Below are 18,139 nucleotides of genomic sequence, written 5' to 3' on the forward strand. Positions count from 1 at the left end.
TCATGGGCCTTTTGATAGCTGCCCTGCTATTGTTTGTGATCGCACTACTCTTAATGGCTAGTGGCCAAATCGAATCCACAGGGCCCTTGATGATTGCTTTCTTTGTGCTTTTGGGTGTTGGGTTTAGGGGGTTTGATCGATTAAAAGGCTACACCTATACCACCATGATTTTTGCCGGTGTAGCGGCAGCCATGTATTACCCTCAGCCGCTCACCGAATACGAGGGCTATTCCTTCAGCAAATTGATCACCCCACTAATCCAGATTATCATGTTTGGCATGGGTACCTCCATGTCTATCAAGGATTTTGTGGGTGTGGCCAAAATGCCCAAAGGAGTATTTGTGGGATTGGCTTCACAACTTACCATCATGCCGCTACTCGGGTTTACCATTGCCAGCCTTAGTGGTTTTCCACCAGAAATTGCAGCGGGTATTATCCTCATCGGATGCACCCCGTCCGGCTTGGCATCCAACGTAATGAGCTACCTGGCCAAGGCTAATTTAGCGCTATCCATCACCATCACAGCCGTAGCGACCATTCTGGCACCCTTCACAACCCCCTTCTTGATGAAAATGCTGGCGGGCACCTTTATCGCCATAGACGTGTGGGACATGATGTGGAGCATCGTTAAGATGGTCATCTTTCCCATCGGGGGAGGGCTGCTCTTCAACCGCTTTTTGAGTGGCAAAGCCAAATGGCTGGACGACGCCATGCCCTTGGTTTCTATGATAGGTATTGGTATCATCATTACCATCATCACTGCTGCAGGCAGGGATAGCTTGCTGGAAATAGGCGGAATCCTCATCGTTTTGGTGATGATTCACAACTTGATGGGGTATAACCTAGGGTACTGGATCAGCAGGTTGCTACGGTTGGATGAAAAAGATTGCCGAACCATCGCCCTAGAGGTGGGCATGCAAAACGGTGGCCTAGCGTCTGGGTTGGCCAACGAAATGGGCAAAGCAGCGACCGTGGGATTGGCACCAGCAGTTTTCGGGCCACTCATGAACATTACCGGATCCGTGTTGGCATCGTACTGGCACCGAAAACCCCCGCTCGAAAAACCCGCTAAAAAAGTACCCGGCGATAATCCGTGAGAAACCAGCCTGTTTTTGCGTATTTTTCCGGACTGGCAGCCGTTGGACTGCTCCTTTCCATTTTTCCCCTGCCTTTTGTTCCCCTCGATCAGCGGGGGCCTTCACTGATTTTCGCGCTGTGCTGCTTGGGTGTGGCCTTTTACCACCATGATCGATTCAAAGGCTATGTATACACCTTGATGATACTGGCCGCTGCTGCACTTGCCCTGCTGTATCCCGAGCCATTTATAGCCTATAAAGGCTATCAGCTAAACCAATTGATCATCCCTATGCTCCAATTTATCATGTTCGGCATGGGTTCTTCCATGACGGTACGTGACTTTGTTGGCGTAGTAAAAATGCCCGAAGGGGTAGGTATAGGGCTGACATGCCAGCTAAGTTTGATGCCACTTTCTGGATTTTTGATTGCCAAGTGGAGCGGCATGCCCCCGGAGATTGCCGCAGGAATCATCTTGGTGGGTTGCTCGCCGAGTGGCGTGGCTTCCAATGTGATCAGCTACCTCGCAAAGGCTAACCTCGCGCTGTCCATCACGCTAACGGCGGTTTCCACGTTATTGGCTCCCTTCACTACTCCCCTCCTTATGAAATTACTCGCTGGAGAGTATGTGGCCATACAGGTTTCAGATATGATGTGGACCATTTTCAAACTGGTCATCTTCCCGGTGGTGGGCGGACTGGCGTTTAACCACCTGATGCGCCAACGCGCAGCTTGGATTCAGCGCATCATGCCTACTGCCTCTATGGTCGTAATCGCCTGTGTGATCGTATTGATCACCGCATCCGGGAGGGACAACTTTCTGGCACTGGGAGTTGCCTTGACTTTCTGGGTTCTTCTACACAATGTGCTAGGGTACAACTTGGGGTATTTCTCGAGCAGATTTTTTGGGCTATCCGAAAGAGATAGCCGTACCATAGCCCTAGAAGTAGGTCTACAAAACGGAGGCATGGCCGGTGGATTGGCCAAGGAAATGGGTAAATTGGCTACGGTAGGATTGGCTCCTGCCATCTTCAGTGTACTTCAAAACATTACTGGATCCGTATTGGCCTCTTACTGGCACCGAAAGCCGCCGAAGGTCAACGATTGAGGCGATACACCTCGGTAGTTCCGTTGTTCCGCGTATAGAGAAAGTGACTCCTTCCATTTATCGAAAGATGAAGTATATCCCGAATGTCTCCCTTCACAGGCAGCTGACCCAGCTGTGGGCTGCGTAGGCTGAATGATCCCGTGCCATCTCCCAGGAAAATAAATCCCGGATTGGCATCCTGCTGCCCCATGCTAACCCGTGTTTTGGCCAGGTTGCCCCCCGTTAGGATATCGAGCACCCCGTCTCCATCTATATCTGCCACTTCGACCGCATAAAGTGGAGAAAACTGTGCCTCTCTGGGCAGAGGTTTCACTTCAAACCGAGCATTGCCATCGTTCATCAATACCACGGATTGTAACGTGACAGCACGTAGTGTATCGGCACCTTCTAGTTCTTTGGCGGTAAAAAACCCACTGATATCCCGCTGCGCAAAGGATCGGTAATCGGTAAATCTTCCCTTCAAAAAGGGTAATTGGCCCAGCAACTCATCTCTACTAAAGGCAAAAGCACTCGTGTCTGCGATGTAATAGGTAAAAATGGGATCCACCGATCCGTTACCGTCAAAGTCTTTATAAATCAACCGCATAGGTTGCTGCGTACTTGGATTAAAGGGATTGTTGTCCCCGAAATTACCCAGTATCAGATCTTGATGACCGTCTCCGTTCAGATCGGCAGCAGTGATATTCTGCCACCATCCGGAAAGGTCGGCGCTAAACGAATCGTTTTGGAGTGTTAGGCCTTTGCCTCTGTCGTTTAAAAAGACCTTAGGCGCCATCCATTCACCCACTAGCACCAGATCCATCCATTGATCCCCATTGAGGTCCACCCATTGCAGGTCTGAAATCATTCCTGCGTTACGAAGTGCAGGCGCAAAAGACTGGGTGATATCTTCAAAGGTTCCATCTCCTAAATTCCGCAGCAGGTAACTATCCGGTACCAGGGGAAAGCTGCCCGGTACGTAACGCCCGCCAATTACCAAATCTACCAATCCATCCCCATCCACATCTGCGGCCCCCACCGCACCACCGCTTCCCGGCTGATGGGGCAGTTCCTGCGGCGCGCGGCGAAAGGCACCTCGTCCGTCATTCAGATACAACCTGTCCCTATAAAGCGGGTCTCCAGCCGCGAAATCACTTCCGCCACTCAACACAAGTAAATCCAAATGACCGTTTCCATTCGCATCCAAAAAGACCGCATCGGTATCAATATGGGCCTCATCCAGCAAAAAGGCTTCCTGCACGCTGACAGCAAATTCCCCGGAGCGCTTCTGAATAAACAACTGCCCCGCTTGGCCCTTTCCCCCGCAAATGTAGATATCGTCTAAGCCATCTCCATTTGCATCACCCAAAACGATCTTAGGACCCGAAGCCGACATGGTATTGGGCATCAAGCGGTCTTGGGTAAATTCCAATATGCCACTTTCAGAGTGGGTAAATGTGATTCCCAATTGCCCCTCGACTTCCGATAAGATCGGTAGTGGCCTTTCTGGAATCTCCTCTTCTAGCTGGGCATTTTCCTGCTTTAGTGTAAGGGTTTGGTTGACGGGCACATCGCGCAATACCTCTCGCTCGCCGGTGGGCCAGCGTACCACAAGGCTATCCAACACCTGCACCTCACCGAGTCCGATCAGCAGTTCCTGATCGACGGCAGATTGATACCCACGCACCGGCATCAGCTCATTCTTGAACAGCCTATCGCCCTGATAGGCGGTCACGGTTGCGCCAATGCCTTTGGTGTTTTGATTATTCCCCGCTAGGCGAACTTTCAAGAAGTTTCTATCAAAAAGTCGCTCACTGTTGTTTCGGTAGACCGAAACTGGATCGTTTGTGTGGCATACGATTAGATCCAGATCCCCATCCCCGTCCAAATCAGCATAGGCCGCAGCATTGGAAACGGTCAGCCCCTTTAAACCCCATTCGGCTGCCCGATTGGTAAAGGTAAGATCCTGGTTATTGTGGTACAGGTAGTTTTCTACGTAGATCGGAGGCATTTTTTCAATCAGTTCGATGAGGGCATCCTCCTTGTTGGCTCCCTGATTACTCCGGATGCGCTCGCTCACCATGTAATTCAAAAAATCCATGTCCAGGTAGTTTCGCGCATAGCCGTTGGCCACAAAAATATCCTTCCACCCATCGTTGTCAAAGTCAGCAACCAATGCTGCCCAACTCCAATCCGTTTGGGACACGCCGGCATATTGCCCTATCTCACTGAAATATCCGTTTCCCAGGTTCAGGTGAAGCATGTTCCGCATCGTTTGTGAAAAAAAACCCTTGGCTAGCAGTTCGCGGTATTTGTCGTAGTTCTCTGGCCCCAGTATGGTCTTTTGGTTATACGTGTATTCGGGCATCATATCCATGGTCAACAGGTCCACCAATCCATCGTTGTTGATATCTGCGGCATCGGCCCCCATGGAAAACAGGGAGACATGCCCGAGGTATTCGCGTACCGATTCCACAAAGGTGCCGTCTTGCTGATTGATATACAAGTAGTCCTCCTCGTTGTAATCGTTGCTGACGTAAATATCTAGCCATCCGTCGTTGTTGATATCTGTGACGGTCACGGCCAAGCCAAAGCCCAGTACGTTGTTAATGATCCCGCTCTCCTGGGTGACGTCCACAAATTTGCCCCCCTCATTGCGAAACAGCTTATCCCCCAAAAATTCCCCCTTCCGGTTTTTGAAACTGCCGTCTATGCGGCTAAAACCGGCGTATTCCTGGGTGGAATGGTTGAGCAAAAACATGTCCAAATCGCCGTCCCTGTCGTAGTCGAAAAAAGTCGCCTGCGTAGAATATCCCGGGTCATCCAGTCCAAACTCGTTGGCCCGGTCAGTAAAGGTCAGGTCGCCGTTGTTGATTAGCAACACATTTCTACGACGGTTGGGATCATTAGCCGCAGACCGACAGATGTATATGTCCAATAGCCCGTCGCCGTTTACATCAGCCATAGTTACGCCGGTGTTCCACAGTCCGGCAGCCGCCACCCCAGCCGATTCGGTGATGTCTTCAAACTCCAGATTGCCTTTATTCAGGTAGAGTTTACTCGCCATCATGTTGCCTGAGAAATAGATATCCGGAAGCCCATCGTTGTTGATGTCGCCTATAGCTACGCCACCCCCTTGGTAGAAATACCCGTAGGTAAGTACATTGAATTCCTCGGATTCACGTACCAGGTTTCGGAAGCTGATGCCGGTTTGTTTTGAGGACATTTCGGTAAAAAGCGCATTTGGATCTTCCTGCTTACAGGCAACTCCAACCAATAAAACCAGGTACGCAGAAAGGGTGCGCATACGGGTGGTGACAGACATAACGGTAGCTATTTAGGCTCTAAAATAAAAAAGTGCCGTCAATCGACGGCACTTTTATTAACCAAATCGGTCGAAGAAATTTGAATTAAGGTTTGGCATCCCACCAAAGTTTGGTGGAGTTTCTGTTACCACCACGGGAAGTGAGCTCTGACAACTGCTCAGCCGCTTCTACTGCTGTTCGGTTGTTATTGTATTCACCCTCTACGAAAATCAGTCTAGGCATCACTCGATCCCTCGGCACGTCTACGTTGTCTGAGGCCACTCTGGGGAAGTGCTTTGGATATTTGGTCCTTCGCAATTCTGTCCATGCCTCCCAGCCATCGGGATAAATAGCCAGCCATTTTTGGGTAATGATCTGCTCCAATTGTTTCTCCTTGTCACCAGCTGTCAAGAATGCAACCGGTATGTCGGAAGAAGCAGGCACGTTCCAATCAGGTCTCGCAGCATAGGTGACCGGGGCAGGTGTATTTGTCCGTGCGATGTAGGCTTGCACATCTTCTATTGAAGCTCCGATCCGTTCTTCAGTCATGGACATTTCGATGCCTTTTTCATACAGATCTTTGGCAGTTCCGCCCATATTCCAACCTTCCAAAGCGCCTTCCGCTCTAAGGAAGAACACTTCAGCGGCGCTAATCATTCTGAATCGAGGACCGAAAGGCAATCCACCTCGCCCTGCATTCAACCAACGTATTCCCATATCGGAATGTGCCCGGTTTAGTGCGCCTTGATCTAAGTCAGCCCTTGGAAGTCCATTTCTAACCCCTTTGTATTGGTTTGGGGAATCTCCACTCACAAAATCTTGAGTAGGGCTAAAGTATACGCCCATACGAGGATCATCGTATCCTTTAAGAACACTCTCCATGAGCGCACTCATTCTGAACTCACCCCAGTTTGTAATGGTCCAATAAGGGTGTCTGGAGTTAGTTGTTGTCTGAACAGACGCAGAGTTGTCGTTTGTCAGGATAACCCCATCACTGATGGCTTTTTCTGCCTCGGCCCTCGCCAAAGCAGGCTCTACGTATTTTACCCGCATGGCAAGCCTCAACCTGAGTGAATTGGCAAATTGAAGCCACTGATTCACATTTCCGCCATAAATTTGATCATGGGCAACAAATGCAGTTCCTCCCGCATTTGCTTTAAGAACAGCTACAGCGGCATCCAGTTCTGGAAAGAAACTTTTGTAAATGGCTTCCTGGGTATCATAAGCAACAGTTGTTTCTCCATTTCCAAAATTGGAATAGATGATAGGACCCCAGTAGTCTGTGATGCGGTGATATGCATACACCTTCAAAACTTTAGCAAAAGCATTCTCCAAAGGCAGATTATTTGCAGCAGTAAACTTCTCCACAAAGTCGATCACCGGTGCAGCCTGCTGGTAAAATGTATTCCAAGCACCATTTGACCAACCACCTACTTGGGTATGTCTGTCTGAGTCAAAGTTTGTAGCAGTATTGGCAAAATATTGCGAATAGATGTCTGCAAACAAGCTTTGGGCCAACTGAAAACCTCCTGGTCCAGCTGTTCCGGGCACACCATACATGGTTCTCCACTGGGCGTTGGCAAAAGCCTGTCCCAATAGCCCCAAGTCCAAATTATCCGCAAGAATAACATCCGGACGGGTATTCAATTCTTCAAAATTTTCCGTACAGCCGAAAAACAAACCGGCTGCCAATGAAAATCCGAGTATATTCTTTATCAATTTCATAGTTTTCAAATTTTAGAATCCAAGATTAACATTGAAACCAAAGGATCTAGCGGTAGGTGGTGCAAAGGAATCGAAACCTTGCGCTGCCGTTCCGGTACCAACGGTTACATCCGGATCGATGTTTCCGGCTCTATTGAGCAAGAAAAACAGGTTACGAGCGACGAAATTTACACTAGCCGTTCTGATGGGTAACTTTTCCAATCTGCTGGCTGGAATGTTATAACCGACCACAGCTTCACGCATCCTAACATTGGTAGCAGAGACTGAGAACACCTCTCCGATAGGTGCGTTTCTTCCACCCATTTGAACCCAGAATTGCTCTGCGGTGATAGGAATGTTGTTTGGCTCTCCAGTCTCTAATACCGCAGTCTCATGCGCCATGAAATTCTGTCCGAAGATCAAACCGCCCTCACGACCTTGCAAGGTTTCCTCTGTCAACCCATCGGCATAGATGATGGCATTGGTCAAAGATGCAATGGATCCTCCTTGACGGAAGTCAATGGTAAAGTTGGCACGGAAATTCTTGTACTTGAAATTGTTTTGAATACCGCCTAACCATATCGGGTTGTAGTTGGCAACTCTCACGGTAAAGCCAGGTGTAGTCCTAGGAAGCCCGTTAGTACCGATAATCACTCGACCCTGATCGTCTCTCAAGTAACCTCTTGAATACACTTCACCAAACATAGCACCCTCCTCAACGAAGAATTGACGGAGGAAATCACCACCTACCTGCACTCTAGGACGTTCATCGTTGATGGAATTTACCATGGAAATATTTCTCGCAAAGTTAGCTGTGATATTCCACTCAAAGTCTGCACGCTTAATCGGATTCAACGTGATGACTGTTTCTATACCTTGGTTTTGAACGTCACCCCCGTTGGTAAAGAACTGGGAAGCTCCCGAACCTACCGGAAGACCTACTGTAAACAACTGGTTAAACGAGTTGGTCTTGTAGTACGTAAAGTCAATTCCCAATTTATTATCAAATAAACGCACGTCTGCACCTATTTCAAGTGACTGAGTGGTTTCGGGAAGCAAATTGGCGTTTGGCAAGGTAGTATCTAGCCGCAAGTAGCCCGCACGCCCTCCTGGATCCAAGAAAGCCTGGCGCTGAAGCTGAAATGGATTCGTATCGTTACCTACCTCGGCAAAGGAACCCCTCACTTTGGCAAAGGTCAACCAGGTAGGTAATTCCACCAAGTCAGAAACTACGGCGTTCAAACCTACAGATGGGTAAAAGAACGACCAGTTAGTCCTAGGCAATGTGGAGCTCCAGTCATTTCTTGCGGTGATATCTAAGAATATTGCATTCTTCCAAGCTACCTGGCTGAACCCATAAAGCGAGTTAACATCACGGGGCGCACCCACACCATAAGTAGACGCTACAAGTTGCGTATTGTTCAAGGCGAAGAAATTTGGAATCACCAAGTTTGGACCGGTGTTGGAGCTAAGGCTAGTGTTTCTATCCTTTCGGGCATTACCACCTACGTTTACGTTGAAGTACCAATCTTGACTGAGTGATTTTTCATAGGAAATCAAGAAGTCCGTATTGATTTCCATGGATTGGCCAAAACCAACCCCATAGCGACCATCTTGCGCGATCACATAGGTGTCGCTATAGATCGCGTCTTCATTACTCGTGAACGAACGATCCAACGCAGCCCTAGCAAGTACGGATAACCCTTCGGTGATCTCATAGCTCAAAGACGTCAAACCAATCATCCTATCCAAGGTATTGTTAAAGAGGTTCCTATTCACTGTCCAATAGGGGTTCATACCGCCATTAGATCCTGGGTTGAAATAGTTCTGTCTCAAGAGGCCTGCTGCGTTGGTATACTCAAACTGCTGCAAGTCTTCTGTGCGGATGTTACGAGGGATACGGTAGGCGTTTCGGATCGGGTTATCGAAACTCTCACCCTGTCTCAACAATTGGTCGATATCCTGACGGATATAGTTCAACTTGGAATCCAAAGTCAACTTATCGGTTAGCTTGTTGGTCAAACGCAAGTTCAAGCTGTGACGCTTCAACTCATTTCCTGGAACTACACCAGCCGCATCGGCAAAGGTATAGGAGAAATAAGTTTGGTTCTTTTCGCCACCACCGGTAACAGAAAGGGTGTAGGCCCGGTTATAACCGGTCTGGAAGAAATCCCGTACGTTGTTCGGCTGGGGAGAAAACGGATAGGTAGTTCCTACTTTTCCATCAACTCTTGACCAATGCGCTACCTGAGAACCATCTAGCCTAGGACCCCATGAAAACTCGGAAGCAGGAGAATATACCCCACCGGACCCCTGTCCGTACAAGTTCTGATAGTTGGTCATCAAAATGGGGGCATCAAACATAATACTAGAGTTCAAGGCAACGCTGAAACCCTGCTTACCTCTTTTGGTATTCACCACGATCGCCCCGTTGTTTGCCCGGCTACCATAAAGAGCTGCCGCATTTGGGCCTTTCAACACGTTGATGCTTTCGATGTCGTCGGGGTTTAGGTTTTCTATCCCTCTTGCAGGCACACCGTCCACAATGTATAGTGGTTGAGAATCCCCACTGATGGAACGGTTACCCCTCAAAATAACTCTGGTAGGAGACCCCACACCTGAACCGGATCGGTTGATAGACAAGCCAGCTACTTTTCCGGACAGAGAGTTCATCACGTTCAATTCTCTGGCTTCGGTCAATTCCCGGGTTCCCACATCCTGAACGGTGTAAGTAAGGGCTTTCTTTTCCCTTTCCAAACCGAACGCAGTAACTACTACTTCCCCTAGGGCCGTTTCTTCCGCTTTCAAGCCTACATTGATGACATTGGAATTTCCAATAGCCATTTCTTGCCTGGAATAACCCAAGTAAGAAAAAACCAACGTTGTTCCTGAAGCGGGGACATTGATACTGTACCTTCCGTCTATATCGGTAATGGTGCCAGTATTCGTCCCTTTTACGAGTACACTGACGCCTGGCAAGGGTGCAGCAGCATCAGCATCAGTCACCGTTCCGGTAACTGTCCTCTCCTGTGCAAAGGCGAATACGCCAGTAAACAGCAGCAGAAGAAAAGCGAGTAAACTTTTTTTCATAAGATGATTGATTGATTAAAGTAAATTGTTTTCTGTGGTATTGCCACCCTCCTCACACCTTCTTCCATAACGTCCAATTTATCACTGAAGACAGCCCTCAAAAATCCTCTCCATTCAACCCCTATACTGTAGGGTATCCAGTGTAGAAATTTATGATGGGCCATGCCATTCTTAGGTGATAAAATTGAAATGGTTAGGTTTAGGCTTGGGAGGTTAAGGCAATTCGCAGTCGAATATTACGAATAAAAAAAATCACTTGCAATGTACCTTGCCGGTAACAGGAATGCATCCGCACATACAGACAAAGCGAAACCATCTTTTATTAAACAGATGTTAAAAAAAATAAAATTATTTTCGCCACAACCCATTATTTGTTTCTAAGAATGGGGATTTCCACCTAAAAAAAATTTTATTTTTCTATAAATATTTTAATATACCTACGGGTGATCCGAAGTGTATTTACCACTTATCTGTTGGCTCATCCCTTTATCAAAACATTTCCCGTAGGGCCAAAAACCCCGTATAAGAAATCAATACCGAGAAGATCAAAGCAGCTCCCAACCCCATATTAAGCCAAATACCGGCTTTATGGGCCTGCATCAAATCTCTCCGATTGATCAGGTAAAAGATACAACCTATGACTACGGGCAAGATGAAAACTGCCGCCACTTGGGTGAGGATTTGTGCCAATATGGGGTTTGCTCCCAATATCGGAACCGTCAGGCCCACCACACATGCTACCCCGGTCAACACCCTAAAACGAGTGGAGGCTGTGTCCAGCACACCTTCTTTGTAGTCAGCCACCAAGAGGGGGGCTACCATAAGAATGGGGAAAATAGATGAAAGACCAGCACTCAACGCTCCGGTCATAAAAATGACCACGGCAAACTTTCCCGCAATCGGCTCCAAGGTATATACCATGTCCATCACCTTTTCAATGGTCTTACCCTCCACAAACAAGGACCCCGCTGCAGCGGCCATGATGGCCAGGTTGATGACCAACATAAGAGATGCCGAAAGCAAGGCATCTTTGGACTGCTCTTTGGTATGTTGCTGAGTCCATCCCTTCCCCTTCATCAACAGGGGCCTCACCACAAAGGTCGGCGCCGCCATCGTAGTCCCCACAAATGCCGCCACCAACAACTTGCCCCCAGGCACCGCCGGAATACTTGGCTTAAGGCCCTTTGCGATAGCTATCGGATCGGGTAGCACCACAAACATGGAAATGATAAAGGATATCCCCATCAGGGTAACAAAAACGACCAATACCTTCTCAAAAAACGAGTATTGCCCCACCAAAAGAAAGCCATACATGACTACGACCAAAAAAATAGCGATGCCCAATATCGCCCAGTAATTCTCCTGAGGCAGACCGGGGAAAAAGAGAACCGCCACTTCATAAAGCGCATTCGCACTCAGCCCCAATATCCCCGATAGGGAATTCCACTGTGCAATGATAATTCCCACTACTACTAACAGGGCGATCCATTTGCCTCCTCTGATTTTTGTCTTAAAACTGTAAATGGACGTATTGCCGGTAACAATAGCGTAACGTCCATAGGCTTCCATCAGGGTCCATGAAAAAAAGCAACTCAATACCAAGACCCACAACAGCTCCATGCCAAACTGGCTTCCTGCCTTTGCCATGGAGGTAACGCTTCCGGTGCCCACGGTATAGCCGATACAAAAGATCCCAGGCCCAATGCTCAGCATCCAAAGCCATATACGGCCAAGCAAAGAATGACTTTTCTCGTTCATAGTATTTGATAGGGCTTTGGAAAACGCAATCCGAAACGAAACGACACCTTTTATCCATTCAGATTACCTTTTTACCCCGCAATGCTAAACTTATAAAATATTGCTTGGGAAAAATATATTTTAAAGCAATATTTCTCATAAATTAACCCACGGATATACCGATAGTCACCCTAACCTACTCGATCACCCCATTCGGGAGTCCCGCATGGACAACTAGGACCTCATTGAATTCGCACGTTTTATTGCCCCCTTTTCAAATGAAGAAAAAATCCAACCATTCTGGCACCACTGCAAAGGCAGGGTTGCGATACCTAGGCACGTTTGCCCTGCTGTTCTCGCTGAGCTTATCTGCGCTTGCCCAAGACATAGATCTGCTGCTAAAAGGCGGGCATGTGATAGACCCCAAAAATAACATCGATGCGGTCATGGATGTGGCCATTTCCAACCGGAAGATTCACCGGGTAGCTCCGAATATTCCCGCTGCCCAAGCGAAGCAGGTCATTGACGTTTCGGGATTATATGTCACTCCCGGACTGGTGGACATGCACGTACACGTATTTCACGGTACCGAACCACAGTCCTATATTGCCGATGGCCATACCAGCCTACCTCCAGACGGCTTTACCTTCCGGTCTGGCGTAACTACAGTGGTAGATGCCGGATCCTCGGGTTGGCGAAACTTTCGACAATTTAAGCAACAGACCATAGACCGTTCGCAAACACGTATCTTGGCATTTCTAAATATCGTGGGCACGGGCATGTACGGTCGCTTCGAGGAGCAAGATGTGTCTGACATGAACCCAACCATGACCTCTCACATGATTACCCGGCTGTTTCCCGACCTGCTGGTTGGGATCAAGTCGGCCCACTACTGGGGAGACTTCACGCAGGTAGACCTTGCCGTGGAAGCAGGCAAACTTGCCAAAGTTCCCGTGATGGTGGACTTTGGCGAACACCAACCACCAAACTCCATCGAGGATCTGTTTATGAAACACCTCAGACCTGGGGATATCTTCACACATACCTATTCCTACGGGCCTGCAAACCGAGAGACCGTAGTGGATGAAAACCTACAGGTCAAACCTTTCGTCTTTGAGGCCCAAAAAAGAGGAATTGTATTTGATGTGGGCCATGGAGGCGGTGCTTTTTCGTTCAGGCAAGCCATCCCCTCCTTACAGCAGGGATTCCTCCCCGATGTCATCAGTTCCGACCTTCATAAAGATAGTATGAATGGGGCATTTAAAGACATGTGCAATTTATTATCTAAATTTATGGGAATGGGCATGTCCCTACAAGATGTGATCCTACGGTCTACTTGGCGCCCTGCTCAGGTGATCTCCCGACCCGAATTGGGCAATTTGGACGTTGGTGCCGAGGCAGATGTCGCGGTATTTAGCCTGCGAGAAGGTGAATTCGGCTTTATGGATATCCGAAGGACCAAGATCGATGCTACCCAGAAACTAGAAGCCGAGCTTACCATACGGGCCGGCCGGATCATGTGGGACTTGAATGGTATCAGCGCGCCCCATTGGGAAACTGAACTTCAAAAGAGATAAACAAAGAAACCCTATGCGGTGGAAACTAGTCCTATGCCTGGTATGGATGCAACTCGGAGCCTGCCTGGCCCTTTCGGTCACCTCGCAGGCCCAATCCTACGACATAGTCATCAAAAACGGCCACCTCTTCGATGCCAAAAACGGCATCAACCAGCCCATGGAACTGGCCATTTTACATGGCAAAATCGCTAAGGTCGCTTCCACCATACCTGCGCAGGAGGCGAAGAAGGTCCTAGATGCTGCCGGAATGTGGATCAGTCCGGGATTTATAGATCCCCATACGCATGTGTTTGTGGGCGAAAATCCACGGGTGTTCGCAGGAGGATCCTCCAGTGTGTTTCCGGATGCCTTTTCTTTCCGCGCCGGAGTGACGACTGTAGTGGACGCAGGTACCTCCGGCTGGCGAAATTTCGAACACTTCAAAACTACCGTCATCGACGTAGCACAAACCCGCGTGTTGGCGTTTTTGAACATAGCCGGTGGTGGTATGAGTGGGGATCCATTTCAGCAGGACATACAGGACATGAACCCTGAGATGACATTCAACATGATCCAAAAATACCCTGATCTGATGGTAGGTGTCAAAATCGGCCATTACGAAGGGAAAAGCTGGCAGCCGTTTGATCTTGCCATCGAGGCGGCCACGCTGGCCAAACGTCCACTGATCGTAGAGTGCCACCTTCCCGAGTACAGCTTGGAAGATCAACTGAAACGGATGAGACCGGGGGACTTGCTCACCCATACCTATGAAAATATCCGTGATCGCAGCCCCGTCGTGGACGAGCAGGGCAAGCTGAGACCGGAAGTGCTGGAGGCTAAAAACCGGGGAATCCTCTTTGACCTCAGTCATGGCGGTGCGGGCTTTTGGTTTGACCAAGCCGTGCCCGCCATCCGACAAGGATTAAGACCCGATACCTTTGGAACCGACCTGCACCGTTTCAGCATGAATTCAGGCATGAAAAATTTCGCAAACGTCCTCTCCAAATTTCTTGCCCTCGGATTGGAACTGGAGGAGGTTCTGGAAAAAGCCACCTGGGGAACCGCCCAAGCCCTCCTGAGGGAAGACTTGGGACACCTCAGCGAAGGTGCCGTAGCAGACTTGACCCTGATCCGCATTCGGGAAGGGTCCTTTGGGTTTGTAGATTCAGGCGGAGTGAGTATAAAAGGAAACAGACTAATTGAACCCGAACTTACCATTCGGGCAGGCCGTATCGTCTATGATTTAAATGGACTTTCGGCCACACCTTTAAAAATAGATAACTAAAAATGGATAGAAGAGAAGTAATCAAAGGATTGGCCATGCTGCCCATAGGCGGAAGTTTTCTGTCAATGGCAGAAGCTGGCCAGCAGCGGGAAAAAGGCCCACTGGCATTGGATGAAGATATCTACGGCTCCATCGGCGTAGACACCATCATCAACTGTCGGGGCACATTCACCATCATCGGCGGATCCAGAGAGCGCCCGGAGGTGTTAGAGGCCATGAAAGCAGCGGCAGGAAATTTCATCCAGTACGATGAACTCGCAGCGGGCATTGGGCAACGTTTGGCAGACATCACAAAGGCCGAATGGGGCATCATCACAGCCGGCTGTGCTGCTGCCATGAAGCATGCCACGGTAGCCTGTGTCACCGGGGGCAATCCAGAAATATTGATGCGGGTACCCTTTCTGGACGATGTGCCAAAAAATGAGGTAATCATTCCTCGCCATTCCCGAAACGTCTACGACGCCTCGATTCGGAATGTCGGTGTAAAAATCATCGAGGTCAACACTCCAGAAGAATTGGAAGAAGCGATCAACCCACGCACAGCGATGATTTACTTGGTGACCAACAACGCTTCCGACACAGGGAAACCGCTTTCGTTAGAGAATATCGCACGCATCGCCAAACCAAAAAACATCCCCGTGCTCGTGGACGCAGCGGCGGAAGATCTCACAATCCCGGTCGTCCATTTTGAACGGGGCGCAACCATGGTGGCTTACAGCGGTGGCAAAGCCATATGCGGTCCACAGTGTGCCGGCCTTCTCTTGGGCCAAAAAGACATATTGCTTTCTGCGTGGCAAGCATCTTCCCCACACCACGGGCCCGGAAGGGATAACAAGGTAGGCAAAGAAGAAATGATGGGTATGCTGGCAGCCGTAGAGGCATGGACCACCCGAAACCACCCTCAGGAATGGGACAACTGGATGAAATGGCTGGGACAGATCTCGGATGCTGTCACTAAGGTAAAAGGAGTAACCACCCAAATCCAGGAACCTACTGGGCTCAACAACCGGGCCCCAACGCTTCATATCCTGTGGGACCCCGCTGTTTTACACATCACGGGCCCCGAAATGGCCGAGTTTCTGGGCCGAAACCAGCCTCGAATAGCCGTAGGGGGCAGGGACAACGGAACCGATAGCACCTCGCTAACCGTGACCCCTAGCCAAATGATAGCCTCCGAAGTACCCATCGTGGCCAATCGTATCCAAGAAGTGCTGAAAATGAAACGGCAGCCCAAAAAAGCCATGGCCGCCCCTGTGGGAAGCATGGCCGGACGCTGGACGGTAGTGGTACAGTACTCCAGCAGTCAAACCACCCATCAGTGGTTTTTAGAACAGGACGAAAACTGGCTGGCGGGAAGGCACGAAAGTGATTTTGCCACCCAGGATATCATAGGTACCATGGAAGGAAAAACGGTCAAACTGCATTCTACCTTCCGAGAGCCAGGAAAAAGTGTTCCTTTTATGTTTTCGGGCACCCTCGAAGGCAACACACTTACCGGTAATATCCACCTAGGGGAGTACCAAAACGCCAAATTTACGGCCACCAAACAGGACTATCAGGCACCCCGAAGAACGATTCTGATCCCTGACGGACCTCCATTGGCTACCTAACACCCCTACACCCCAACTACTCGGCACTTGCAAATTGCGTGGAGTTGGGGTAACTTTCTGCTTTAAAAAACCTACTAGTCTAATTTGGACCTTTTAACCCACTAAAATCACTACAATGAACAAAACATTGTTTACTTTACTGATACCGATCTTGTTATCCATGGGATGCAGCCCGGAAAAGTCTGGAACCAGCAGCGAACATCCAACCTCCTCCATCAGTGACGGAGTGGATGCCGAAGCCAATCTCAAAGCCTTGGGAATCACGCTTATCATGCCAAACGCTCCTACAGCCAACTACTTGAAAGCAAAACGCTCCGGTAATTTGGTGTACCTGGCAGGACACGGACCCGACAGGCCCGATGGAACACAGGTAATCGGCAGGCTAGGTGAGGACTTGGACATAGATGCAGGCTACGAAGCAGCTAGGTTTACCGGTATTTCCTTACTTTCCTCCCTCAAAGCAGAAATCGGAGATCTGAACAAGGTAAAAAGTATCGTTCGTGCGCAAGGCATGGTGAATGCAGACGCCGGCTTCAAAAACCATTCTCAGGTAATCAACGGATTTTCAGATTTGATGGTAGAGGTATTTGGGGAAAAAGGCAAGCATGCACGGGCGGCCATCGGCATGAGCTCCTTGCCGAACAATATTGCTGTTGAGATTGATATGATCGTTGAGGTTGAGGACTAAGTATTATTCAAACGGCCTAGAAAAAAAACGCCGCACCGCTTCGATTAAGTCAAAATAAAGAGGTTGTCCGAAACGGGCAGCCTCTTTTTACGTTCGCGCTAGGTGGCTAGATGATAACTTGAAAACTGATCCTGCGGACCCACCCAAAGCCATCTCCCTCTTAGCCCGGCTCCTTGCGAAATTAGTTCTAAGGGAAAGAACCCAAAAAACCTAGTAACCAGTGTCATGCGAACTGAGTAAATAATCCTGAAGCAAGGGCGTTAGCCCTATTATCTTAGTAGAACGAAATAGAAGTTGAGGAAAGTGACGACTATTTATTTACCGTATTCAGCACGTCAATGTTCTAAAACGTGATCTATTCTTATAAGGTGTTCTTGTTTTTTGCATATGCCCTAAACGGTATGTCGCTTCCATCTGAGCGGAATTTATAGCGAAAATCTTTGTGATGCAATGAAAGTACTTAAAATCCACAAAGTTGCAAAGGCGCGGTTGGCCCCGCTTTGATGGAAGTGGATTGCAATATGACCAGTGGCGGTATGCGGGCGACATCCCTGATAACCGTTACAAACCTTGATGCGGGGTAGAACTTTTCAAGCTACCAGTGAACCCGCTACTGGTTATATTGCCTATTATGGTGCGTTTTTATTCTTTGTCTACTATTCGGTTACCTTCATATTGTAAAAATTCCTCTTTGTGAACTCGAAGAAAACTGTCCTTATCATATTCCCAGGTTTCTCTATACACAAGTCCATTTTCTGTGCTGTATTTCAATAGTTCAATTTTATTACCAAAATTATCATATCGAATTAGGCATTTTGAAAATGGCTAAAATCTACCTACATTGCTCTGAAACACGGTTTTTATGGAAAAAAGGTATAAGAGTCTCTCCATATTCGAATTTCAGGAGAAGTTTCCCTCGGACAGGGAATGCTATAAGTATCTGGCAGAGCTCAAATGGAAGGAAGGGTATGTCTGCAAAAAATGCGGACACACCAATTACTGT

At 48.6% G+C, this 18,139-nt stretch carries 11 protein-coding genes; 7 read left to right on the top strand and 4 right to left on the bottom strand.

Annotation, left to right across the window (positions count from 1 at the left end):
- Positions 1-2: 2 nt before the first annotated feature.
- Together JJU34_RS11355 and JJU34_RS11360 are read left to right on the top strand one after the other, a co-directional pair.
- Positions 3-1,097, top strand: coding sequence for a bile acid:sodium symporter family protein (locus tag JJU34_RS11355; protein WP_228692481.1), 1,095 nt, complete (start codon positions 3-5; stop codon positions 1,095-1,097).
- Entirely contained in the window at positions 1,094-2,182 is a 1,089-nt protein-coding gene (locus JJU34_RS11360; RefSeq protein WP_228692482.1) for a bile acid:sodium symporter, read from the top strand. The genes JJU34_RS11355 and JJU34_RS11360 overlap by 4 nt, the downstream gene beginning before the upstream one ends.
- Here JJU34_RS11360 and JJU34_RS11365 read toward each other — a convergent pair.
- The 4 genes from JJU34_RS11365 to JJU34_RS11380 form a co-directional block, all read right to left on the bottom strand.
- Positions 2,172-5,486, bottom strand: a complete 3,315-nt coding sequence (locus tag JJU34_RS11365) for a VCBS repeat-containing protein (protein ID WP_228692483.1) — start codon at positions 5,484-5,486, stop codon at positions 2,172-2,174. The genes JJU34_RS11360 and JJU34_RS11365 overlap by 11 nt on opposite strands.
- A gap of 85 nt (positions 5,487-5,571) precedes the next feature.
- Complete coding sequence (locus JJU34_RS11370) at positions 5,572-7,191, bottom strand: SusD/RagB family nutrient-binding outer membrane lipoprotein (RefSeq protein ID WP_228692484.1); 1,620 nt, start codon at positions 7,189-7,191, stop codon at positions 5,572-5,574.
- A gap of 12 nt (positions 7,192-7,203) precedes the next feature.
- A complete protein-coding gene (locus JJU34_RS11375) occupies positions 7,204-10,260 on the bottom strand; it encodes a SusC/RagA family TonB-linked outer membrane protein (protein ID WP_228692485.1) in 3,057 nt (1,018 codons plus the stop codon).
- Between the two features lie 489 nt (positions 10,261-10,749).
- The gene (locus JJU34_RS11380) at positions 10,750-12,018 is read right to left on the bottom strand and encodes an Nramp family divalent metal transporter (protein ID WP_228692487.1); all 1,269 of its coding nucleotides are present in this window, start codon (positions 12,016-12,018) and stop codon (positions 10,750-10,752) included.
- A gap of 257 nt (positions 12,019-12,275) precedes the next feature.
- On the opposite strand from JJU34_RS11380, the gene JJU34_RS11385 reads away from it, so the two are divergent.
- The 5 genes from JJU34_RS11385 to JJU34_RS21830 all read left to right on the top strand — a co-directional run.
- Entirely contained in the window at positions 12,276-13,574 is a 1,299-nt protein-coding gene (locus tag JJU34_RS11385; RefSeq protein WP_228692488.1) for an amidohydrolase/deacetylase family metallohydrolase, read from the top strand.
- Positions 13,575-13,587: 13 nt separating this feature from the next.
- Positions 13,588-14,838 carry an amidohydrolase/deacetylase family metallohydrolase gene (locus tag JJU34_RS11390; RefSeq protein ID WP_228692489.1) on the top strand — a complete coding sequence of 417 codons (1,251 nt, stop codon included), beginning with the start codon at positions 13,588-13,590 and terminating at the stop codon, positions 14,836-14,838.
- A gap of 2 nt (positions 14,839-14,840) precedes the next feature.
- A complete protein-coding gene (locus JJU34_RS11395; RefSeq protein WP_228692490.1) occupies positions 14,841-16,448 on the top strand; it encodes an aminotransferase class V-fold PLP-dependent enzyme in 1,608 nt (535 codons plus the stop codon).
- A gap of 115 nt (positions 16,449-16,563) precedes the next feature.
- Entirely contained in the window at positions 16,564-17,136 is a 573-nt protein-coding gene (locus tag JJU34_RS11400; RefSeq protein ID WP_228692492.1) for a RidA family protein, read from the top strand.
- An 862-nt stretch (positions 17,137-17,998) separates the two neighbouring features.
- Positions 17,999-18,139, top strand: a 141-nt coding sequence (locus tag JJU34_RS21830; RefSeq protein WP_366512700.1) for a transposase, incomplete at its 3' end; no start/stop codon positions are given.

Source organism: Lunatimonas sp., assembly GCF_020832325.1.
In the GTDB taxonomy this organism is placed as follows: Bacteria; Bacteroidota; Bacteroidia; order Cytophagales; family Cyclobacteriaceae; genus Lunatimonas.

What these genes read in the sequence shown, in the direction of transcription:
- JJU34_RS11370 (WP_228692484.1), bottom strand. Translation starts at nt 7,191, where the DNA reads ATGAAATTGATAAAGAATATACTCGGATTTTCATTGGCAGCCGGTTTG.
- JJU34_RS11390 (WP_228692489.1), top strand. Translation starts at nt 13,588, where the DNA reads ATGCGGTGGAAACTAGTCCTATGCCTGGTATGGATGCAACTCGGAGCC.
- JJU34_RS11400 (WP_228692492.1), top strand. Translation starts at nt 16,564, where the DNA reads ATGAACAAAACATTGTTTACTTTACTGATACCGATCTTGTTATCCATG.
- JJU34_RS11395 (WP_228692490.1), top strand. Translation starts at nt 14,841, where the DNA reads ATGGATAGAAGAGAAGTAATCAAAGGATTGGCCATGCTGCCCATAGGC.
- JJU34_RS11375 (WP_228692485.1), bottom strand. Translation starts at nt 10,260, where the DNA reads ATGAAAAAAAGTTTACTCGCTTTTCTTCTGCTGCTGTTTACTGGCGTA.
- JJU34_RS11385 (WP_228692488.1), top strand. Translation starts at nt 12,276, where the DNA reads ATGAAGAAAAAATCCAACCATTCTGGCACCACTGCAAAGGCAGGGTTG.
- JJU34_RS11355 (WP_228692481.1), top strand. Translation starts at nt 3, where the DNA reads ATGGGCCTTTTGATAGCTGCCCTGCTATTGTTTGTGATCGCACTACTC.
- JJU34_RS11365 (WP_228692483.1), bottom strand. Translation starts at nt 5,486, where the DNA reads ATGTCTGTCACCACCCGTATGCGCACCCTTTCTGCGTACCTGGTTTTA.
- JJU34_RS11380 (WP_228692487.1), bottom strand. Translation starts at nt 12,018, where the DNA reads ATGAACGAGAAAAGTCATTCTTTGCTTGGCCGTATATGGCTTTGGATG.